The sequence below is a fragment of the Pyruvatibacter sp. genome (genome assembly GCF_040219635.1).
Lineage (GTDB): Bacteria > Pseudomonadota > Alphaproteobacteria > CGMCC-115125 > CGMCC-115125 > Pyruvatibacter.
In genome coordinates this window covers 243,852-265,706 of the sequence record NZ_JAVJSC010000003.1, presented here as the reverse complement: position 1 = coordinate 265,706, position 21,855 = coordinate 243,852, and the positions used below count along the sequence as shown (strand labels likewise).

Sequence of the window (21,855 nt, the reverse complement as noted above, 5' to 3'; positions counted from 1 at the left end):
ATGAGTGGCGGCTAAGTCAGCGAGGAGACGGTAGATGGGACGGCTGGGAAAATTGCTTGTTGGCGTGGTGATTGTCGGCGGTGTGGCGCTGGTCGCCTTGTTCGCCTTTCGAGGGCCATTGGCCGTCTCCATGATGGAGCGGGTGGTTACCGCCAACATGGCGGCTGATCCGATTGCCATGCTGGACGATGGTCTGCATGTGGGGCTGTGTGGTGCCGGCGCGCCGTTACCGGACCCTGAGCGTGGGGGGCCATGCACGGTTGTTGTTGCCAAAATGGGTGAGCAATCGCGGGTGTTTGTGGTTGATTCAGGAGCTGCCGGGGTCCGCACCCTTGCACAGATGCAATTGCCACCTGGTGCCATTGACGCGGTTTTGCTGACGCATTTTCACTCCGACCACATTGATGGTTTGGGTGAGCTGGCCATGCAGCGCTGGGTCAACCGTCAGGCCATGTCGCCGTTACCTGTGCACGGTCCTGTAGGTGTCGCGCGGGTGGTCAGCGGTTTCAATGAGGCCTACGCGCAAGACTTTGTCTATCGCACGCAGCACCATGGGGCCGACATTGTGCCGCCCGGCGGTGCCGGTATGGTGCCGGTGGCTTTTGTTGAGCCTGATGTGGGCGATGCGGCAGTGCTGTTCGATGACAACGGTCTGAAGGTTATTGCGTTCAAGGTCGATCACACGCCGGTCTCTCCCGCTGTTGGCTACCGGTTTGATTTTGCAGGCCGTTCGCTTGTGATTTCCGGTGACACGGTCAAATCAGACAATCTCATTGCCTTCGCACAAGGCGTCGATCTTTTGCTCCATGAGGCGCTGGCACCGCAGCTTGTAGATGTTCTCACGCGCGCCGCGCGCGCTGCAGGGCGCGCCAACATTGAGAAGATCACGATTGATATTCTCGATTATCACACAACGCCCGTCGAGGCGGCGCAGTCTGCGCAGGAAGCTGGCGCAGCCATGTTGGTGTTTCATCATGTTGTGCCTGCGCTTCCCATTGCGCCCCTGCAATCTGTTTTTCTGGAAGGTGTCAGTGATGCCTATGACGGGCCGGTGGCGCTTGGTGTGGATGGCGATTTTTGGTCTTTGCCCTCTCAAAGCACGGATATTCGTCACAGCAGTCGCCTTTAGGCGAGCGCCACAATGCCATCAAGGTTCAGATCTTTCATCCGTGTACGGATGATTTGTGCCAGAGTCTCATAATCGTCCCTGTTGGTGGCCTGCTTGCGCCATGCAAGGCCGACAACACGGCTGGGTGGGCGCGGCGTGATGCTTTTTGCCGCCACTTCCGCGCGCTGGCGGTTGCCCTTTGGGCCAATCTCGGAATGCACATACAAGGCAGGCAGAAACGTAAGTCCGGCCCCCATTGCTGTCATCTGGCGCAGGGTATCAAGGCTTGTTCCTTCATAGTCCGGCAGCAAACGCGCGCCGAGCTCGTCACACAAATCCCGCACCAGCGCATGATAACGGTGACCAGACTCGAGGCCTAAAATCTCCTCTCCGCGCAGCATGGAGCGCAGCACGGTCTCAGCCTTTGCAGCCGGGTGGTCATGAGGGAGGGCAAGCTGCATCTCCTCCCTGAACAGGGGGGCGGTCTCCAGGCCCCTGACATCTACCGGCAAAGACACAATGATAAGGTCAAGGCGTCCTTCCAGCAGACCCGCCTCCAGCGGCCCTGGAAAATCCTCACGCACATACAGGCGCAGCTCAGGATAGCGGTCATGCAGCGTCGGTAGAATGTGGGGCAGGAGATACGGCCCGATGGTCGGCAGCACACCCAGCCGCAATGTGCCCGCAATGCCCGTTTTTGCCTCGCTTGCGTGCTCTTTGAGGGCTTCAACCTGCGCCAGAATGATGCGTGCCCGCTCCACGGTATCATGGCCAATGTCGGTCAATATTGCGCCGGCCCGCCCGCGCTCGGCCAGCCTGACCCCCAATTTGCCCTCAAGGGCCGCAATCTGAGCGCTCAAAGTAGGTTGGGTCACGCCAACCCGCTCAGCCGCCCGGCCAATATGGCCGGTTTCCGCCATGGCCACCAGGTAGGAGAGCTGACGTAAAGTGGGCATTTGGGGGGCTTTCCAGCTTTATTCATAGTTTGAAACTATCAAAATATACATATAAATCGATTGGATCAATGTAACGTCGATATCTAAATTAACGGCATCACACGCAGGCCCGTTTGAGTTGGTCTGTATGCTCGAAAGGTCGTTAAAGTCATGACGCTCAACGCACTAAACGCCGCCGGTTTTAACGATCAAACCGATTCTCCGGCGGCAATGGTTGCGCGTCATCAATTGCCGCTGCGTGCCGTTGCTATTCCCGGTGACGGTATCGGGCCTGAAATAATGGACTCGGTTCAGCGCATTCTGGTGGCAGGCGGCGCACTCATTGATTGGACAGAATGTGCCGCAGGGGCCACTGCCAGAGGTGACGCTGCCGGATTGCCCGCAGAGACACTTGATGCGGTGGCATCAGCAGGCTTGGTGCTCAAAGGTCCGCTGGCAACGGGCATTGGCACAGGCGGCAAGAGCGCCAATGTGACGCTTCGCAAACATTTTGAGCTCTACGCAAATGTTCGGCCCGCACGACGGCTGCCTGGTATTGTGACGCCATTCGCCGACCGCGACATTGACCTGGTGGTTGTGCGTGAAAATGTTGAAGATCTATATGCGGGCATTGAGCACATGCAGACGCCTGATGTGGCGCAGTGCCTGAAGCTCATCACGCGGGCAGGCTCTGCAAAAATCGCACGGGCTGCGTTCGCGGTGGCAAAGGCTGAGGGCCGCAGCAAAGTGACCTGCGCCAGCAAAGCCAACATCATGAAACTCACCGAAGGGATGTTCAAACAAGCCTTCGAAGATGTGGCGGCGGCCCACCCCGGTATTACCGCAGACCACATGCTGATTGATAATCTGGCGCACCGTCTGGTTATGATGCCGGAGGACTTCGACGTGATCTGCACCACGAACATGAATGGTGATATCATCAGTGATCTGACGGCTGGTCTGGTGGGCGGGCTGGGGCTTGCCCCCAGCGCCAACCTTGGCAGCCACATGGCGATGTTTGAAGCTGTACATGGCTCTGCGCCTGATATTGCAGGTCAGGGCAAGGCCAACCCGACAGCGCTTTTGCTTGCAGCCATCATGATGCTGCGCCACGCAGGCAAAATGGGCGCTGCCGAAAGGATCGAGCACGCGCTGTATGTCACCCTTGAAGAAGGCGTGGACCTGACGGCTGACATGGCGACCCCACGCAGAATCACAGCCGCGTCCACGTCTGCGTTTGCAGACCGGATTATCAGCAATATCGGCAAGCGGTCCGCGCAGTGTCCGGCAGCCCCCGTCGCACCGCTCAGGCTTGAGCGGTGCACCCCGCAGACAGTGGCAGTGTCAGCCCCCGGCAAACGGTCTGACGCAGGCATGGATATTTTTGTGGAGTATGCCGGCAGCCCTCAGGAGCTTGCAGCCTGCCTGCGTGCGGCAACCACTAACCTGCCGTTTACACTTGCCATGATCTCCAACCGGGGCCTCAAGGTTTATCCGGGGGCTGTGCCTCAGGCCGACTTTGCGGACCATTGGCGGTGCCGTTTTGCCAGCCGTGCGCCGCAGGATGACCTGCCACAGGATCAGCTTTGTGAGTTGATGACGCGCATCTCAACGTTTGCGCGCTGGTGCCATGTTGAGCGCCTGCAGATCATTGACGGCACGCCTGGTTTCTCCGTCGCGCAGGGGCAATAGCCGCCAGCGCGTGACGCCAAAACCGTTTGCGCCGGGCATTCCCTCCCCCGGATGAGCCAGTGCAAACGACCCCGCCCGCTACGCTCCTGCCACCTGACCCATTGCCGGCAGGCAGCGTAGCGGGCGATCCTTTTGAGCAAAACACCAAAACCCTGTAAGACAGGCCCAACACGCGCCGCCGCCAACGGCAGCGCTCTTTGGGAGCATACGTCAGGTGCAGGTGCCATCATTTTTTGACAATGAGTTTGAAGAGCACGCCGCTGTGCTTGCAGCAACACGAGACGTCATGCGCGATCCGTTTGAGGCGTTGGTTGCGGTGTGTGCTGACAGTCTCAAGAGCGGCGGCAAGCTGTTGTTTTTCGGAAACGGCGGCAGTGCAGCCGACGCCCAGCATCTGGCCACCGAACTCGCCGTGCGGTATGTCGGCGACCGCCCTGCCATTGCTGCGCTCGCGCTTACGACCGACACAAGTGCTCTGACCGCCATCGGCAATGATCTGGGGTTTGAGCAACTTTTTGCCCGCCAGATTGAAGCCATCGGCAAGCCGGGCGATGTGGCCATCGGCATCACCACGTCAGGCACCAGCCCAAATGTCATCGCTGGTTTGAAGCAGGCGAGAACGATGGGTCTTGTGGCTGCGGCTCTCACCGGAAAGCAGGGTGGTAAGCTGCCCGGGCTGGCGGATCCACTGCTGATTGTGCCGTCCACAACAACAGCCCGCATTCAGGAGATGCACATCATGCTAGGGCAGATGCTTTGCGGTGCTCTTGAAGCAGAGCTTGGGTACACAGCCTAGCAAGTGGACCGTCTAGCCGATTGACTGGCCGGACTTTTCCCAGTCTGCCAGGAATGCTGCAAGGCCTGCATCTGTAAGCGGATGGCCTGCAAGTCCCTGCAGCGTCTTTGGCGGTACAGTCACAACATCCGCACCAATGAGCGCCGCCTGCTTCACATGGTCTGCAGTGCGTACCGAGGCGACGAGTATTTCCGTCTCCAGTGCAGGATAGTTGTCGTAGATCTGCCTGATCTCGGCAATCAGTTCCATGCCGTCATAGCCCATGTCGTCGATGCGGCCGACAAACGGTGAAACAAATGTGGCCCCTGCCTTTGCCGCCAGCAGCGCCTGATTGGCGGAAAAACACAAAGTCACATTCACCATGTGCCCGTCGCCCGTCAGGGCGCGACAGGCCTTCAATCCGTCCCATGTGAGCGGAACTTTGACTGTGATGTTTGAGGCAACGGCTGCCAGCTTCCGGCCCTCTGAAATCATTGCATCAGCCCGCGTCGCTGTTACCTCAGCGCTCACTGGTCCTGCCACAATGCTGCAAATCTCTGTCAACACCTCAATAAAATCACGCCCGGATTTGGCAATGATAGAGGGGTTCGTGGTTACCCCATCCACCATGCCCTTTTCACTAAGGTCACGGATCATGTCGATGTCGGCGGTATCTACAAAAAACTTCATTTGAGGAGAGCCTTCCGGACGAACAAGTTCAATATGGTGCGGCGGTAAGCGCGGTTTGGAAACAGAGTTGGAGGCTTGCCCGCTAATTTCAGCCGTTCACCTATCTACCTGACGCCGCCAGTAGTCAATGCAGTCCTCAAGCGCAGAGATCAAGGTATGCCGAGGCTTGAACCCAACTTCATCGCGCAACCTTGTTACATCTGCCACAAGCGCATGAGGCTCACCCGCACGGGCGGGAAGCGCGCCTATCGAGAGCGTACCCGTTGCGATCAGACTTTTGGTTTGCAGCGCCACTTCAGCAAGCGAGAGCGAAGTGCCGCTTGCAATGTTGATCGCACCAGTTGCTGCGGAGCCAGCAAGGGCTGCGAAGGCGGCTCCTGCATCGGCAGTATGTAAAAAATCCCTAAGGCCCGTTCCCGGACCCATCCGGGCTGTATCACCCGCCAGCAAAGGCCGGATGATTGATGGGATAAAGCGTGTTGCGGTTTCGTTCGGACCCATCAGAAAAAACAGACGACCCCATGCGATTGAGGCACCGGCCTGCATCATTTGTTCGGCGTGCCGCAGAGTGTCAAGCTTGCATCTTCCATAGAAGGTTGCCGGCGTGCAGGGTGCGGTTTCGGGAAGAGGGTCAGCTTGCGCTGTCCAGTCATATTCCGCACAGCTTCCCGCCATCACCGCTCTCTTTCCGCCGGCGTCGAAGAAGCGTGTGAGCAAATCATTTGAGGCATCGCGCCATGCTGCATTGTCTGGCGCGGTCCAGAAGTGACCATGCGTGGTTTGCCATGCAAGATGAACGAGAACATCGGCCTGTGATTTTTTTATCAGTTGCGCGCGGTCATAGCTGTCAAGAATGTTGAACATCGCATGGGGGTGGGATGCCACATCATGCCCCAAGGCCCTCAATGAATGAACGGTGGGTGCCCCCACAAAACCACCACCGCCTGTGACCAGAACTTTCATCTGTTCAATTCGAAATCCGGGTAGTTCGCGTCGCGCGGTGCGATTATCTTTGGTTCGCCGGGCCACGCGATGTCAAAGGACGGGTCATTCCAGCGCACACCACGGGAAAGTTCGGGCACATAAGGTGCGCCCATCAGGTAAAGCACCCGGCTATCGTCGGTAAGGCTCAGGAATCCATGGGCGCATCCGGCAGGAACCAACAGTGCAGTAGCGCTGTCGCTGGTCAGTTCCATACCTGTCCATTGCCCGAAGGTGAGCGAGTGCGGGCGCAGATCCAATGCCACATCAAATATGGCGCCTTGCTCACACCGGACGATCTTGGGATCCGGCGTTGGTTGGTCCTGATAATGCAAACCGCGAAGTGTGCCTGCGTGCGCGTTGTACGAAACATTGGCTTGGCTGATGTCGAACTCGATACCGGCTTCTTTGAGTTCCCGGACGCAAAAGCTCCGCGCAAAGTATCCGCGTTCGTCCTCCATCCGGGATATGTCGATGCGTATGACGCCTTCGACATTTGTCTGCGTCAGCTTCAAGACAGCACCTTCAGGGTGGGCGCTGCAACAACATGCTTGCCGCCCCATTGTGTGATTTCAGACGTCTCGCGGACTATTTCGTCTTTGATGTTCCAGGGCAGGATCAGCAGATAGTCCGGGCGGGTAACCGCAATTGTTGCCGGTGCCTTGACCGGTATGTGGCTGCCGGGCAGCAGTGTGTTTTGCTTTGCAGGATTTGCATCAGCCACAAACAAAATATCGTTTGCCGTAACACCTGCGTAGTTCAGCAGTGTGTTGCCCTTCGCTGCGGCTCCATATGCGGCCACTGATTTGCCCGCAGACTTTGCCTGCGTAAGAAACTCAAGCAGCCCGTCCCGGATGGCATCGACTTTAACGGGGAAGCCTTCGTATGCCTTGGGGGAGGCTATGCCGAAGCTTCTTTCAGCCTCGCGCACGCGGTTCACGCCTGGTTCGTCCGCACGGGGGTCTGATTGATGGCATGCCCACACACGTAGGCTGCCGCCGTGCGTTGGAAGTTCTTCTACATCAAAGACACGCAAGCCCGCGCGCGCAAAGCATGCTTCCACGGCAAACAGCGACAGATACGAAAAATGCTCATGGTAGATCGTATCAAACTGGACTAATCGCAGGAGATTAAGAAGGTGGGGAAACTCGAACGTTGCGACGCCACCGGGGGCCAGAAGATCGGCAAAACCGCAGACAAAATCGTTTATGTCCGGCACATGTGCAAGAACGTTGTTTGCAGCAATCAGGTCTGCTGGGCCGAACTCAGCCCGCAGTGATATGGCGGTCTCGTGTCCAAAGAATACTGTTGTGGTGCGTACGCCACGGGCGCGTGCTGCCTTCGCTGCGTCAAGCGCGGGATCAACCCCCAGAACAGGGATGCCTGCTTTTACGAAGTGCTGCAACAAGTAGCCATCGTTAGATGCGACCTCCGCGACAAGGCTCGAGCTGTCCAATGATAATCTGGCGGTAGCGGTTGTCGCGTAAGCTGCAGCATGAGCGACCCAGCTTTCGGAAAAACTGGAAAAGTAAGCGTAGTCCCGGAAGATTGCTTCCGGTGGCACGACGTCATCAACCTGAACGAGATAGCAGACATCGCACACACGGGCGTGGAGCGGATATTTTGCCTCGTCACAGGCTGCGTCGTGTACCTTGACGTAGGAATTGGCCAAAGGAGTTGTGCCAAGATCAACCAGCGTGCGGGTCAAAGCGGCGCGGCATGAGCGGCAGGTTGGGTTTTGGCGGTCAGCGATCATGGTGCGGTAATCAGTTCCTCATAGGCATCGATCTGTCGGCGGGTTGTGGTTTGCATGTCATTTCCCGCCAGATGCGCGCGATGCCAGTCTGTAACCCATTTGACCGTCGTCGTCAGGTCGAGAACAGGGCGCCAGCCAAGGGTCGTCGCCGCGAGGCTGGCATCAAGCGCCAGGGTCGCTGCTTCCGGCATCGCTTCGGTATTTGGTCCGTCAGCCATTTTCCAGCCTGGCGCGCCAGGCCAGTCGGCTATGGCAAGGTCCACGACTTCGGCAACACTGTGGGCTGTGCCAGGCCCAAAGTTGAGAGCGCGCGTGCAGTCTTTGCGTGTCGTCAAAGCCTCTGCGTAGAGGAGATACCCTGCTACCGGCTCCATCACATGCTGCCATGGCCTGGTCGCGTTGGGATTACGGAGCGTGACAGGCTGGCCGTGAGTCAAAGATCTGATCACATCGGTCATCAGACGGTCTTCCGCCCAATCTCCTCCGCCGATGACATTTCCAGCGCGGGCTGTCGCGAGCGGAACACCACGAGCTTTGAAAAAGCTCTGTGCGAAACTGCGCGCCACAATTTCCTGAGCGCCTTTAGAGGCGCTGTAGGGATCGCGCCCGCCCAGCGGGTCACTCTCTATGAAAGGACGTTGGACGGTTGCAGCGTCATATGCAGGGTTGGCATAGGCCTTGTCGCTTGTGGCGACGACAATCGCTTCAACACCATCCTGGTTGCGCAAGGCGTCAAGCAGATGGGCGGTACCCAGAACATTTGTGGCAATGCTTTCCACCGGGTCAACATAGCTTCGTCTGACCAGGGCCTGGGCGGCAAGATGCAAGACGATTTGTGGTTTGACGACATCAACAGCGTGTCGCGTTGCCGCAGCATCGCGCAGGTCGATCAGAAACTCGTTGTCGTAGGTAAGGTTCAGTAGTTTATATAGGTTCGCAGATGCATCTGCCGGCAACGCAAGGCCACTCACGTGGGCTCCCATGCGTATGAGCCAGCACGCAAGCCAGCTTCCCTTGAAGCCGGTATGCCCGGTGACCAGAACCCTGCGGCCGTGCCAAAATCGTTTGTCAGGCGCTGTCACTTTGAACTGGCTTCCTCGCCTTTGTTGGGCATGCCGCCCAGCCAGGGGGCCTCGCTGTTGTCGATTAGCCGGTCCAGCAGTTGTTTCTCACGCAGTGTGTCCATAGGCTGCCAGAAACCGTCGTGGCGCCACGATGCCAGTACGCCATTGGCGGCCATGGTGTGTAGGGGCTCCTGTTCCCAAACCGTGTCGTCGCCTGCAATGTAGTCCACAACACCTGGCTCGCAGATGAAAAAGCCCGCGTTGATGCGTTGGCCGTCGCCGCTGGGTTTTTCCTCGAATGCAATAACCCTGTTGTTGTCGAGCACGGTCGCGCCAAAGCGCCCCGGCGGCGCGACCACTGTCATAGTTGCCTGTGCCTTTTGCGCCTTATGGAAGGCAATGGACGCAGTTATATCCACGTCACCTACACCGTCACCATAGGTCAGACAAAACGGCTCATTTTGGTTGAGGTAGGGCTTGATGCGCCGGATGCGACCGCCGGTCATGGTGTTTATGCCGGTATCGACAAGGGTGATTTTCCACGGTTCGGCCTTGCCGCGATGAAAATCAAGCGTGTTGGCGGCAAGATCAATTGAGACGTCCGCGTGGTGTAGGAAGTAGTTCGCAAAATACTCTTTGATGACATATCCCTTGTAGCCAAGGCAGATGATGAAATCAGTGATACCGTGGGCGTCATAGATTTTCATTATATGCCAGAGAATAGGCCTGCCACCGATCTCTACCATTGGCTTTGGACGCAGCGTTGTCTCTTCACTCAATCGGCTTCCCAAGCCACCGGCCAGTATTACGGCTTTCAACGTCTGGTTCCTCAGGTTGGATTGTCCGAAAAATGCATAATGCCTGCGTAACGCATCATCTTCCGAGCATATTTTTCAGGTGCTTTTCAATTCGTTGTATGGGCCAATTGATGGGTTAGGAATATTACCGGGCAAAATATACTTATAAAAACGGTATGGGTAATTCATCTTGATGACGGTCAGCCTATAGAATTGCAATGGCGACGGTGTGAATGTCAGTCAAGCCCACTCGACAAGTCTGCGCTCAACACGGGTGTGAAATACATGCCTTGCCAGGCTCTGAGCCCTGTCAATCCAGAATCTTGCGGGACTACATTTATGGCTTGCCACCCAATGCTTTATGCGTCGAACGAGGCAATATTTCCAACCCTCTCCAGTATTAGTGTTGCGCGTGCCAAGTGCTGATGGCAGATACTGTGGCATCCTCATGTCAGTGGGCTAAACAACTATGATCATAGGTATCCTGCGATTGGGAGGATACACTCGGGCGGCTCGCCAAGCATCATGGCATGGGCTACTACAGGGCGATATTCCAAAAAGCCGCGGCGCCGACGGGACACAGGTTAGTCTGGTTGACTGAATCCTGATTGTCCTGCAAACAACCGACGAAATTGGAGCTGGATGGGAAGTGCGTGGGTCATTTGCTGCTAACGGCCTGAAAAGAAGTCTTTTCGAGGCAGTGTGAACAGTTATTCCACGGGTCCGGTCTTCTTTGGGCTGATCTGAAAACGGTTTATTTATCGCTCGCATTCGGCGGGAAATTTAAACATGAGCTGGGGGCTATCTTGGACATTCGCGGTAAGAAGTTTGTTGTGATTGGCGGCGCGGGGTTGATCGGCTCGCATACGGTGGATCAGTTGGCCCAGCAGGACGTGGGCGAGATAGTGATCTATGACAACTTCGCGCGCGGCACGACTGAGAACCTTGAGAATGTTCTGAATGATCCGCGCGTGCGCATTTTTGATGCGGGCGGTGACATATGCCAGTCTGAGGTTCTGAATGCTGCGGTGAAAGGTGCCGATGGCGTTTTTCACTTTGCGGCTCTTTGGCTCTTGCAGTGCCACGAGTTTCCGCGCGCTGCGTTCGATGTGAACATTCAGGGCACTTTCAATGTGCTTGAGGCCTGTCGGGATCATAATGTTGGCCGGCTTGTCTATTCCTCATCAGCCTCGGTTTATGGCGATGCGGTCGAGGAGCCGATGACGGAAGATCACCCGTTCAATAACAAGAACTTCTATGGTGCCACAAAGATTGCCGGGGAAGCGATGGCAACAGCCTTCCACCACCGGTATGACCTGCCAGTCGTCGGGCTGCGGTATATGAATGTTTACGGTCCGCGGCAGGATTATCAGGGCGCATACATCGCCGTCATTATGAAAATGCTTGACGCGATTGATAGCGGTGAGGGTCCAACCATCATGGGTGATGGCTCCGAAGCTTTCGACTTTGTTTCTGTCCTTGACTGCGGACTGGCCAATATCTGTGCGATGAAGGCTGAGACAGTAGGCCGATACTACAATGTGGGCACGGGCAAGCGCACGTCTCTCAAAGAGCTTGCCGAAAAACTTGTGTCCCTTACTGGTTGTAATCAGCCTATTCAGTACAAGGAGCGCAGCCAGGCTACACTGGTACGGAACCGTATTGGGTCACCGGAACGCGCAAAGGATGAAATCGGTTTTGAGGCCAAAATTGATCTGGAACAAGGGCTTCGCGAATTGATTGACTGGCGGGCAAGCCATAAGGCTGGTGTCGCCACGCGTCGCGCCAAGCTGCGTGATTAGAATCTCTCAATGCTGCACTTTCCAGATATGGATGCAGTTGAGCGGGCATAAAACTGGATCGTAGAACATATGTGTGGCCTTGCTGGCGTACTTCAGTTGGATGGTGAGCCCGTCTCCCCCACGGTGTTGCAGGAAATGACGGATATAATCCGGCATCGCGGGCCTGACGGTGAAGGTCATTGGATTAACGGTCCGGTGGGTCTTGGTCACAGACGGTTGGCTATTCTGGATCTAACACCAGCTGGCCAGCAGCCGATGGCAAGTCCCGATGGCCGCTATACAATTATCTACAACGGTGAGATCTATAATTTTAATGAGCTGCGGGCTGATTTGGCTGCGCACGGTCATGTTTTTCATACTCAGTGCGATACCGAAGTATTGCTGCATTCGCTGATGGAGTGGGGCGTTGACGCGCTTCCCCGGATGAATGGCATGTTTGCTTTTGCTTTGTGGGACGCGCAGGAAAAGACACTCCTTCTGGCGCGCGACCGATACGGCATTAAGCCATTGTATTATGCATCGGTTGCGGGAGCGTTCTTGTTTGCTTCTGAGCAAAAGGCATTTCTTCCGCACCGTAAGTTCGAAGCAAAAATGGATTGCGAGGCGCTGCTTGAGTACTTCACCTTCCAGAACTTGTTTTCCGATCGGACTCTGCTGGACGGGGTGTCCATTTTGCCTGCTGGCAGTTGGGCCAGAATAAAACTGGGTGATGGGCCTGGTGCTGCACTCAATATATACAGCTACTGGGATTTTAATTTTCAAGAGCCTGAGATTCAGCGCTCGGACGCAGATTACCTGGAAGAGCTGGACTTTTTATTGCAGCAAGCCGTTACGCGGCAATTGGTTTCTGATGTGGACGTTTCGGCGTACTTGTCTGGTGGAATGGATTCGGGATCGATCACCGCAATTGCCTCGCGCAACCTGAATAGTATGCGCACTTTCACATGTGGATTTGATCTGAGTTCAGCTTCGGGCATGGAATTGAATTTTGATGAACGTGCTGCGGCGGAACGGATGTCCTATGCCTTCAAAACAGAGCATTATGAAGTGGTGCTCAAGGCGGGTGACATGGAGCGATGTCTGCCTGATCTTGCCTGGCACCTTGAGGAGCCGCGGGTTGGCCAAAGTTACCCCAATTTCTACGCCGCAAAGCTCGCTTCCAAGTTCAATAAGGTAGTGCTGGCAGGAACCGGTGGTGATGAGATTTTTGGCGGCTATCCCTGGAGGTATTATCGGGCCGTCGTGAATGACGATTTTGAACACTACATCGACAAGTATTATCATTATTGGCAGCGATTAATTCCCAACCGTGACATCCAGCGTGTTTTTGCGCCAGTGAAGAACAAAGTCGATAAAGTCTGGACACGGAATATTTTTCGCGACACCTTCGCCCATCATGCGCCTGCGCTTACGCGACCTGAAGACTATGTGAATCACTCTTTGTATTTGGAGAGCAAGACATTCCTCCACGGTTTGCTGACGGTAGAGGACAAGCTGTCGATGGCCCACTCGCTTGAAACGCGCGTGCCGTTTCTCGACAACGACTTGGTGGATTTTGCAATGCGACTGCCAATGAAACTTAAACTTGGCAAGCTGGATGAAGTTGTAGCCATCAATGAGAATGAGCCGGGCGATAAAACGTCCCGTTATTTTCAGAAAACGCGCGACGGTAAATTGCTGTTGCGCAAGGCAATGGCGAGGCATATCCCGCAGGAGGTCGTTGAGCGCGAGAAACAGGGCTTTTCTGCGCCAGATGCAAGCTGGTTTAAAGGCGAGAGCATTGATTATGTGCGCGAAACTATTGGTTCAGATGATGCACATATCTGGAATTACATGGATCAATCCGTTACGCGTGAACTGGTTCAGGAGCATCTCGATGGTCGCCAAAACCGGCGGTTGCTGATTTGGTCCTTGTTGAACGTCGAACATTTTTGCCGCGCATATCTGTAGCGCCGTTCTGAAAGAAGATTTTATTCGTGAGTATGTTTCGCGCCCTTAACCCGGTTCGGCTTGCAACCGTCGGCAGTGACGTCATGGGTGTTCTGGTCAAACACCGCGCACTATTAGCTGACCAGGTCCGACGTGAGATTGTTGATCAGCACGCGGGGCAGGTCATGGGTGGTGTGTGGAGCATCATACACCCGGTTTTTTTGATGCTCATATACGTCTTTGTTTTTGGAGTGGTTTTTGAAACGCGGGTCGGTGGTACGCGCGAAATGCCTCTCGATTATACGAGCTATATTCTTGCCGGGCTGGCGCCCTGGCTTGCCATCGTTCAGATGCTTTCAAAGAGCGCCTCCAGCCTGACGTCGAATTCAAGCCTGATTAAGCAGGTTGTGTTTCCCATAGAAGTGCTCCCTGCGAAGTCCACAATTTCTACGCTGTTACCGCTGCTCGTGATGATGGCTTGTTTTTTTGCTTATACCTGGGGGCTGCAGGGGCAGGTGTTCTGGACACATGCTTTGGTGCCGGTACTGATAGGTATCTACCTGCTTTGGGCTTTGGGCATCGGATATTTTCTTGCGTCACTTACCGTGTTCGTGCGCGATATCCGAGAGCTGGTTCAGGTGTTTGCTGTTGCGGGCGTTTTTCTTATTCCGGTGATTTATCTGCCGGCTTGGGTGCCGAAGGTATTTGAGCCCGTTTTGTACGTGAATCCATTCAGCTACATTATCTGGTGCTTTCAGGATGCCCTTTATTTTGGACGTATTGATCATCCATGGGCATGGGTCGTTTCTATTCTAGGGGGGCTGCTCGTTTTTGCCCTTGGCGCAAGAACCTTCAGATTCCTCAAGCCGCATTTCGGAGACAACCTATAGGTGCCGGACATAAAAATGAATGATATTGCAGTTCGGGTGCAGGGGCTGAGCAAAGCCTACAAGATATACGCAAAGCCAGGCGACATGCTCATGGAGCTTGTTACCGGCCGGCAGCGACATTCCGTTCACACTGCGCTTTGTGATGTCTCATTCGAGGTTGCCCGCGGTGAGGTAGTGGGCATTGTTGGCCGCAATGGTGCAGGCAAAAGCACATTGCTGAAAATACTTGCGGGCACACTCGAAAAATCTTCCGGGGAAGTTGATATCCGCGGCGATCTATCGGCCATTCTGGAGCTCGGTACAGGATTCAACCCTGCTTACTCGGGGCGTGAGAACATCCTGCTTGGCGGCATGTGTCTTGGGTTGACCCGAGCTGAGGCACTCGCCAAGACGGGTTGGATTATTGATTTTTCCGAGCTTGGCGACGTCATTGATCAACCCTTTGGTACGTATTCGAGTGGGATGCAGGCCCGCTTGACTTTTGCAACGGCTGTGAGCGTTGAGCCTGATATTTTTATTGTTGATGAAGCGTTGGCGGCGGGCGACGCCTATTTTGTTTCCAAGTGTCTCGGGCGCATGCGAGAAATCTGCGAGAGCGGCTCCACCGTTCTTTTCGTAAGCCATTCCGAAGGTGTGGTGATGGAGCTCTGTGACAGGGCAATTTGGATTGATGACGGCTCCGTCCGGGCCATCGGAAAGGCGGAACCTGTTTGCAAGAGCTATATAGCTGACATCTGGCGGCTCCAGAAAGAGGCCAACACTCAGTCGAATGAGGAGCTTCGCAAACAGGAAAGTGAAGTAGTCGAGACAGGAAAATATGAGCTTTCCACTGGTGATATCCGGATTACCAGCGTGCAAATCCTCGACGGGAATAACGTTCCAACAGCTGGTATTGTGAATGGTGAAACCATTAAAGTTGCTGTTGAGTTTGAAGGATGCTCAGAGTTCGAAAAAAACTACTGCTCGATCCGCATCGACAGCGATCGGCTTCAGGCGCATACGGGTGTTGAGGGGTATCAGAACGGGTTTTTTATCAATGATGGAAAACCCATAAACGGCAAGGGGCGTGTCGTTTACAGTATTGATAAAGCCGCCTTTGGTGCGGGGCGGTATTATGTGAGTGCGTCTATCTGCCGGCATATGCTGCCGAAGGGCAAGGAGGCCTATTTGCACTATATTGAGAAGGCCGCCGTATTCTCGGTCAAACGTCAGGTGGACTATCCACTCAGCTTTGTCTACGACCCGGAGTTTGGGGTGGAAATGAGCTTTGAACCCGCAGACGCTATGGCGTCCGACCCCCATCGTATGCCTGACTGAGGTGCGCTGCCTGGGGTAGCCGCTGGCGTATGGTGCGGAGGGGTGGGCGTAACGTGGTTGCACAAAGGACCAAAATTGCTATGGCTGTGCTTTCAGAAGAAGACAGGCTTTGGAAGCTCCGTCTTGAGCGCTTTTTTTATGACCGGGCAGAAGAGATCAGCGGCGTTCCGACGCTCCTTGATCATGTGCGCATCAGTGCCAAGGACCCCCGGATTGCAGGCAGGGAAGACTATCACGCTGATCTGATTGGCAGTCTCATTGATCAACTTGACCTTGACCAGACAAAGCGCGTTTTGGAAATCGGGTGTGCTTCGGGATACATCGCGTGTGGTTTGGCGTTGAACGTGGGCCTTTATGATGGCGTGGACCTTGCGTCTCCACCTCTTGATGTGGCGCGGCGAATGAAGCTGGCCAACGCAACGTTCCAGCAATCTGATGGCGGAGCGCTGCCGTTTGAAAATGAAAGCTTCGATGCGGCATTTGCTTATGATGTTCTTTCAAACTTCCCGCGGTTTGATCTGGCAGAGCCGCTGCTTGATGAAATGCTCAGGGTTGTGCGGCCCGGAGGACGTTTCATGGCAGGCTCTGTGACTGATGCACAAACAGGTCAGGAGTTTCAGCAACACGTATACAAGGTGGCGACCGAGCTTGAAGAAAAGTATGGGCCGGTGCCGGTTGTACCCGAGAAAAAACAGGGTCCTCTGGCACAGTTTGCCAAATGGGCAAGGCGCATTTTTCGACCCGGCGAACGCCCTCCCACAAAGGATGCAGGACAAGCTGTAAACTACAATTTCCAGCGCGAGGATTTTGAAACCTTTGCCCAGAGTCGCGGGTGCACTCTGGAGTTCAGGGATGTGCACGATCTCAATCCCTACAAGGGGTTCAGATTTAATGCCGTCATGACCAAGCCTCTCTCATGAAGGTTGTCCGCCGCGACGAGTTGGCCCCTGGTCTGTGGGACGAACTCGTTATGACTTCAAGGCAAACATGGCTTTTTCACGTGGATGGTTGGGTCTCGCATGAGGCGGCCCTTACCGACGCGCGGGATTTTTCATTTGCGCTGACATCCGGCGGCAGAGTGGTGGCGGTCGTTCCGCTGTTTTTGTCCGAAGTGGGCCTGGGAGCATTTACAGAGACGCTGATACATAATTCGCTGCATCGGCAAACCGGAATAGCCTTGTCTCCGGAGTTGGACGACGAGCAGAAGAAGTTGGCCTGGCAAGACGTCATGACTGAAGTGCTCCGCCTCTCGGAATTGCATGGTGCGGACAGAATTCATTTTGGTGAGCAGAACTTGTCTGACGAGTGCTTGTCGGCTGAGCGACGCGAGGTTCCGTTCTATGTCACTGACTACGGTTTTCAGCTTGGCCTTGCCTACGGACCTTCGGGTTTCCAGCCTTTCCCCGGCGGTGCAACTACTGTTGTGGATCAGATCATTGACCTCAGGCAGTCGGAAGAAAGGCTGATGGCAAATCTCAAGAGTGTTTGTCGCCGAAATGTACGGTCTTCTGCCAAAGCTGGTGTTACCTGCGTGGATGCCACGCAGGACATCAATCTCGTTGATCGGTATTATGCTTTGGCCGAGAACTCTGCAAAGAGAACGGGGGAAGTGTTGGCCGCGCGGGATCATTTCAGCACCCTTTTTGAGCGCTTTGGGCCCCGTTATCTGTCGGTCCTGATTGCCCGGTGTGGGGAAGCGGATTGCGCTGCACTGATACTTCTGCATTTCAAGGGCAAGATGTACTACTTCGCCGGTGTGTCCCATTCGGATTATCACAAGGTGTTCGTGAATGACGCTATCCAATGGGCGGCTATCCTCCACGGGAAAAAGGCGGGTTATTCCCACTACCGTCTTGGCCCTGTTTTTCCGACCGCCACGCGTGGGTGGCCGATCGAGACCGTGACGCGTTTTAAAGGAAAGTTCGGAGCCGCACCCAGGACCATAATTCAGGGCAGCTTCTTCATGCATCCGGAGAAGTATGCTCCGATCGCTGAAGCGCATCTGGCCCGGCTTCAAGAGGGGTATGGAGAATGACTAAACTGCCCAAGCCTATTCTTGATGCGGGCGTTTTAAACACACCCGGGGTCAAGAAAAGAGTGGCCGCATGGCCGCGGCGCTGGCGCACAATTTCGTTCTTGAACAGAAATCTTCCCAGGCACGGACTGGCAAGGCGTTTGTTTGAATGGTGTGTGTTTCAACGGCCATGGGCCCGGTGGCATCGTTTTGCGTATGTTCCCGAATACAGAGATGTTTTCTTCGAATACATCCTGACATTCTTTTACCGATATCCGGTTACCGCAGGCGATACGATCGTTCAGATAGGCGCCAGCAACGGCGAAGAGACTGCGCGGTTTTCAAAAGCGGTTGGCGCTGGTGGGCGTGTAATAGCGATTGAGCCGGCACCGGATAATGTGTCTCAACTCATTGCCAGGTTCCCTCAGGACGGTTCGGGCAATGTGACGGTTGTCCCCAAAGCTGCGGCAAAGTCCGGTGGGCAGTTGCGCTTCTTTCTGGGGCAGCCAAAAGAAGGCCGTCTTGCAGATATCCCGGGAGATAACCTCACTTATGAGTGGTGGGGGGTCGAAGACCATCTCAATGCGGAACGTTATCGCGGAGAAGTGCTCGTTGAGGCTGACACGCCGGTCAGCATTCTGGAATCTGCCGAAGTGGGCCCTATTGATTTTGTGCTTGTAGAAACAAACGGGACCGAACTCGAGGTTGTTGAGGCACTCAAACCCCTGCTACCTAAGATCAAGCGAGTGGGAGCCCGTGGCCATGTTAGTCGGGACGGCGTTCCAACCCATCAAGCCATCGAGGCATTTTTGTCGGCACAGGGCATGACGACATTCGTCACTGATGAGGGCATGGTTCTCGCCTCTCATAATATCGCCGATTAGTGCACACTTTTTATCTGAGGCATTGGATTGATGTCGGGAACAACCGGACAACAGCCTGATAGCGATCTGCCGCCGGAAGCGTGGTTGCGCGGTTTAGCTAGGGTCTTGCGGCCTTATGGATATCTTGGGGTTGATGCGCAAAGCGGCGGCATTGTTCCGTCTTCCTTCCGTATCGAAAATACCGATTTGGCTGCTTCGGCGGCCGTTGATCGGGCTGATGTGGTTTTTTACGCGTCCGTTGATGGACCGCAGATTGCTAATCTCGACGCGCAGTCTGAGCAGGGGCATCAACTGCTCTACTGGTCCGGGAAAAAATGGTTTCGGCGGCCTCCGGCATTTCACGCTCTTTTGCCATTTGTAAGCTTCAGGCCCAATCAGCATCTTGACCCTGTCATCGTGACGCAAAGCGGTGACATTGTGGTTGGCTGGTTGCTGCGGGGAAATCAGCGTCGGTTGATCTGTGGCTTTGATCCCGTCTCCCAGTTTGCCAGGTACACGCATGGCGACCCCGCGCGGGCAGGTTTTTCAGGCCAGAAAAACCTGTGGAGTGCTGCGGGACACGAACAACCTGCCTATCTTTATGCCAACCATGTCGTGTCGGGGCATGAGGCGGCACCGTGGGTCGATATGCTGGGAAGCTGGCTAACGGAGACCTTGTCGCGTATGGCAAATATCCCCGCACTGCATCCGCTACCAGGCGGTGCAAAGGGGGCAGTTTTGCTCACCGGTGATGACGATCAGGCAGAATTGGCCAAATATCGCCACCAGCAAAAGGTGCTGAATGGGTTTCCGATTTCATATTTCATGATGGACTCTACAAATCACACGCCTGAGACCATTCAGGAACTGTCGCCAAACACCGAGTTTGGACTACACGTGGATTCACTGGAGCGCCCGGGTGATTATGATAAGGCGTGTGCGGAACAGTTCACTGCGGTGAAAGTGCTTCTTGGGGACAGGGACGTCAGGTCAATCCGAAATCACGGGCACCTCAATCGAGGGTACTGGGGGCATATATCTGCCTGGGATGAAAACGGTCTCAAGTTTGACCTGAACATTCGAGGGCTGGATGGAACTTGCCCGACGGGCTCTTTCCTTCCCTTTTCCGTCGCGCCAGACGGCACTGGCTGGGCAGAACGGTTCTCTCTTTTTTCCACTTTCAGTGACAGTATGAAATTTTACCAGGAATTGTCCGAGCGACAGCAGATCAGGCTGATCCGACGCTTTGTGCGACAAATTGAGAAGGTGGGGCCGGGGGTATTGGTGTTCAATTTTCATCCTCAAAACGTTGCGGATGGGGAGGCGGTGCATCGGGCTATTGTGGCAATCGGAGCCAGAAAAGGTTGGCGGCCGCTGGGCGTCACAAGCTACCTGCGGTGGCTGGAGGGTTATTGGGCTGCCCGGCTTATTTTTGACGAAGGCGGGTTCAAATTGTCCGGCTCTGTAGCCGTCAAAGAACTTGGACTATGTCACTTTTCAAGTGGTGAGATACAGATGTGTGATATCCATCCCTAGCGGCGCACGATTTTTGTCAGTTTATGAGACACGCACAGGCTGATTTGGTTTGTGTAGCGAAAGACCATTAATTGCGGTTACGATTTTCAGATTTTGGTTGGTCGAGGCTGCCCTTCATTGGTGAAGAGTTTGTTCTGGATGCATTGCGTGGTCGTCGCGGTAGAAATGCTCTTATCAGGTGGATAAAGGCCTCCTACAGCCCAAAAGAAAGCTGGCATAGCTTTGACGCAACCTCCTGGGAACACCCGTGGTTGACGCAGGACAATTTGAGGCGCTCGAGGCAATTTGAAGATGCATTCGTAGCCCGACTGGCTGAGCGTCTTGAGGGGCAGGACACACAAGAGCGTACATACGGATTTGTCGGAAACCTTGCCAACAATATGATGATCCGTGCTCAGGCGCTGCGGGAGCAGGCTTACCATATTGATGTGGTGTTGCACCCACAGGATGACTTTGTCATGAGCGATCCCGGCTGGGAGCTTGCTGATGTCCGTTTGCCTGATGGTGTCCGGAGCATTTCAGGTCTTGCAGAACATGGCATCATGTTGCCTGACCCACCAAACGTTGTGAGGACAGCTTCTTCTTCGACAGATGTAGATGATATTTGGCTTCCTGCGATGCGTTCGGCTTCCTGGCAATGGCCGACCGCTCATCCGGCAAGTAGCTTCGCGAGACAGGTGGATGTTCTTCGCTTCGCCAGTTATTTCAACTATCTGCCGACCCTTGAGGCGTTGCAGAAATATGATGCGCTATTTGCGGCACAAGCACCCTATCTGGCGTATCTGTCAGGCCGCCCGTACCTGTCTGCTCAGACCGGAGGCGACTTGTTTTTTGAAGCCTCCAGAGACGATACCTTTGGGAAATTGCAAAGACTTTCCTACAAAATGTCGAAAGCTCTTCTTGCAACCAATCCCTGGGCCTATTCCGCAGCGCGACGATTTGGTTTTAATCACGTTGTATATGCGCCGCTGCTCATTGATACGGATGCGTACAGTCCTGGTGACCGCACCTATCGGGAACAATGGGAGCGCGACACCGGCGGGTCGTTTTTTGTCCTGGCTACTGCGCGGCTGGACCGAAGGTGGAAGCGATCTGAAATAGGTTTTGAGGGCTTCAAACGATTTGCGGCCAAAACACCTGAAGCCCGCCTTCTTTTGGTGGGGTGGGGTCAGGATGTCGACGAATTATTGGCTGAGTTCAAAAAGGATGGTCTGCACGATAGGGTGCATGTTCTTCCGGTTTCCGGAAAGAGGACATTGGTGAACTATCTGCGCAGTTGCGACTGTGTTCTGGACCAGTTCCGCATTGGCTACTATGGCGCCACGGCGTTAGAGGCGATGGCTTGCGGCGTTCCGGTTGTTATGAAACTGCAAACCGATCAGTACGATGCCATGTGCAAAACGGGTGCCCCACCAGTCTTAAATGCTTCCTGTCCGGAGGATGTGACTGCCGCCCTGTCCAAGCTATGTGCCTCGCCGGAGCACCTTGTGGCAGTGTCTGCGCGCGGTGTCCGGTGGATAAAGGAAAATCACTCGGCTTATGCATGGGGCGAGACCTACGGTGTTCTGCTGGCCGCCGCCGCGGCCGGTTTGGAGTTTGATTTCTCTGAAGCACCGTTGAATGAACGTTTGGGCCTGCGGGAAATGCTTTATCACTATCGGCAACTGCGGAATGCACCGAAGTTTCCGAACTATGTCTAAGGGAAC

At 54.9% G+C, this 21,855-nt stretch carries 19 protein-coding genes; 12 read left to right on the top strand and 7 right to left on the bottom strand.

Annotated features, from left to right (window positions below):
* Nucleotides 1-34: 34 nt before the first annotated feature.
* Nucleotides 35-1,129, top strand: a complete 1,095-nt coding sequence (locus tag RIB87_RS04680) for an MBL fold metallo-hydrolase (RefSeq protein WP_350144015.1) — start codon at nt 35-37, stop codon at nt 1,127-1,129.
* On the opposite strand, the gene RIB87_RS04675 is transcribed toward RIB87_RS04680, so the two are convergent.
* Nucleotides 1,126-2,064: a LysR substrate-binding domain-containing protein gene (locus tag RIB87_RS04675; RefSeq protein WP_350144012.1), complete on the bottom strand. Its 939-nt coding sequence runs from the start codon at nt 2,062-2,064 to the stop codon at nt 1,126-1,128. The two genes, RIB87_RS04680 and RIB87_RS04675, sit on opposite strands and share 4 nt — an antisense overlap.
* A 150-nt stretch (nt 2,065-2,214) precedes the next feature.
* On the opposite strand from RIB87_RS04675, the gene RIB87_RS04670 reads away from it, so the two are divergent.
* Nucleotides 2,215-3,735 (top strand): NADP-dependent isocitrate dehydrogenase, encoded by a 1,521-nt coding sequence (locus tag RIB87_RS04670; protein WP_350144010.1) that lies wholly within the window; start codon nt 2,215-2,217, stop codon nt 3,733-3,735.
* Between the two features lie 214 nt (nt 3,736-3,949).
* Nucleotides 3,950-4,531 carry a D-sedoheptulose 7-phosphate isomerase gene (locus RIB87_RS04665; RefSeq protein WP_350144008.1) on the top strand — a complete coding sequence of 194 codons (582 nt, stop codon included), beginning with the start codon at nt 3,950-3,952 and terminating at the stop codon, nt 4,529-4,531.
* Between the two features lie 12 nt (nt 4,532-4,543).
* On the opposite strand, the gene fsa is transcribed toward RIB87_RS04665, so the two are convergent.
* The 6 genes from fsa to rfbF form a co-directional block, all read right to left on the bottom strand.
* Nucleotides 4,544-5,200 carry a fructose-6-phosphate aldolase gene (fsa, locus tag RIB87_RS04660; RefSeq protein WP_350144006.1) on the bottom strand — a complete coding sequence of 219 codons (657 nt, stop codon included), beginning with the start codon at nt 5,198-5,200 and terminating at the stop codon, nt 4,544-4,546.
* A gap of 96 nt (nt 5,201-5,296) precedes the next feature.
* Complete coding sequence (locus RIB87_RS04655; RefSeq protein ID WP_350144004.1) at nt 5,297-6,163, bottom strand: NAD-dependent epimerase/dehydratase family protein; 867 nt, start codon at nt 6,161-6,163, stop codon at nt 5,297-5,299.
* Nucleotides 6,160-6,696 (bottom strand): dTDP-4-dehydrorhamnose 3,5-epimerase, encoded by a 537-nt coding sequence (gene rfbC, locus RIB87_RS04650; RefSeq protein ID WP_350144002.1) that lies wholly within the window; start codon nt 6,694-6,696, stop codon nt 6,160-6,162. Before rfbC ends, RIB87_RS04655 begins: the two co-directional genes overlap by 4 nt.
* The gene (locus RIB87_RS04645) at nt 6,693-7,937 is read right to left on the bottom strand and encodes a class I SAM-dependent methyltransferase (RefSeq protein WP_350144000.1); all 1,245 of its coding nucleotides are present in this window, start codon (nt 7,935-7,937) and stop codon (nt 6,693-6,695) included. The genes rfbC and RIB87_RS04645 overlap by 4 nt, the downstream gene beginning before the upstream one ends.
* Entirely contained in the window at nt 7,934-9,019 is a 1,086-nt protein-coding gene (gene rfbG / locus RIB87_RS04640) for a CDP-glucose 4,6-dehydratase (protein ID WP_350143998.1), read from the bottom strand. Before rfbG ends, RIB87_RS04645 begins: the two co-directional genes overlap by 4 nt.
* Nucleotides 9,016-9,819: a glucose-1-phosphate cytidylyltransferase gene (rfbF, locus tag RIB87_RS04635; RefSeq protein ID WP_350143996.1), complete on the bottom strand. Its 804-nt coding sequence runs from the start codon at nt 9,817-9,819 to the stop codon at nt 9,016-9,018. The genes rfbG and rfbF overlap by 4 nt, the downstream gene beginning before the upstream one ends.
* A 785-nt stretch (nt 9,820-10,604) precedes the next feature.
* Between rfbF and RIB87_RS04630 the strand changes: the two genes are divergently transcribed.
* From RIB87_RS04630 to RIB87_RS04590, 9 genes are all read left to right on the top strand, one after another.
* Nucleotides 10,605-11,600 carry an NAD-dependent epimerase/dehydratase family protein gene (locus RIB87_RS04630; protein WP_350143994.1) on the top strand — a complete coding sequence of 332 codons (996 nt, stop codon included), beginning with the start codon at nt 10,605-10,607 and terminating at the stop codon, nt 11,598-11,600.
* Between the two features lie 69 nt (nt 11,601-11,669).
* Complete coding sequence (gene asnB, locus RIB87_RS04625) at nt 11,670-13,550, top strand: asparagine synthase (glutamine-hydrolyzing) (protein ID WP_350143992.1); 1,881 nt, start codon at nt 11,670-11,672, stop codon at nt 13,548-13,550.
* A 32-nt stretch (nt 13,551-13,582) separates the two neighbouring features.
* Nucleotides 13,583-14,419, top strand: a complete 837-nt coding sequence (locus RIB87_RS04620; RefSeq protein ID WP_350145567.1) for an ABC transporter permease — start codon at nt 13,583-13,585, stop codon at nt 14,417-14,419.
* A gap of 15 nt (nt 14,420-14,434) precedes the next feature.
* Nucleotides 14,435-15,736: an ABC transporter ATP-binding protein gene (locus RIB87_RS04615; RefSeq protein WP_350143990.1), complete on the top strand. Its 1,302-nt coding sequence runs from the start codon at nt 14,435-14,437 to the stop codon at nt 15,734-15,736.
* A gap of 80 nt (nt 15,737-15,816) precedes the next feature.
* A complete protein-coding gene (locus tag RIB87_RS04610) occupies nt 15,817-16,656 on the top strand; it encodes a class I SAM-dependent methyltransferase (protein ID WP_350143988.1) in 840 nt (279 codons plus the stop codon).
* Nucleotides 16,653-17,771: a lipid II:glycine glycyltransferase FemX gene (locus RIB87_RS04605; protein ID WP_350143986.1), complete on the top strand. Its 1,119-nt coding sequence runs from the start codon at nt 16,653-16,655 to the stop codon at nt 17,769-17,771. Before RIB87_RS04610 ends, RIB87_RS04605 begins: the two co-directional genes overlap by 4 nt.
* Nucleotides 17,768-18,634, top strand: a complete 867-nt coding sequence (locus RIB87_RS04600) for an FkbM family methyltransferase (protein WP_350143984.1) — start codon at nt 17,768-17,770, stop codon at nt 18,632-18,634. Before RIB87_RS04605 ends, RIB87_RS04600 begins: the two co-directional genes overlap by 4 nt.
* Nucleotides 18,635-18,664: 30 nt before the next feature.
* A complete protein-coding gene (locus RIB87_RS04595; protein ID WP_350143982.1) occupies nt 18,665-20,149 on the top strand; it encodes a hypothetical protein in 1,485 nt (494 codons plus the stop codon).
* 71 nt (nt 20,150-20,220) lie between these two features.
* Nucleotides 20,221-21,849: a glycosyltransferase gene (locus RIB87_RS04590; RefSeq protein WP_350143980.1), complete on the top strand. Its 1,629-nt coding sequence runs from the start codon at nt 20,221-20,223 to the stop codon at nt 21,847-21,849.
* Nucleotides 21,850-21,855: the final 6 nt, after the last annotated feature.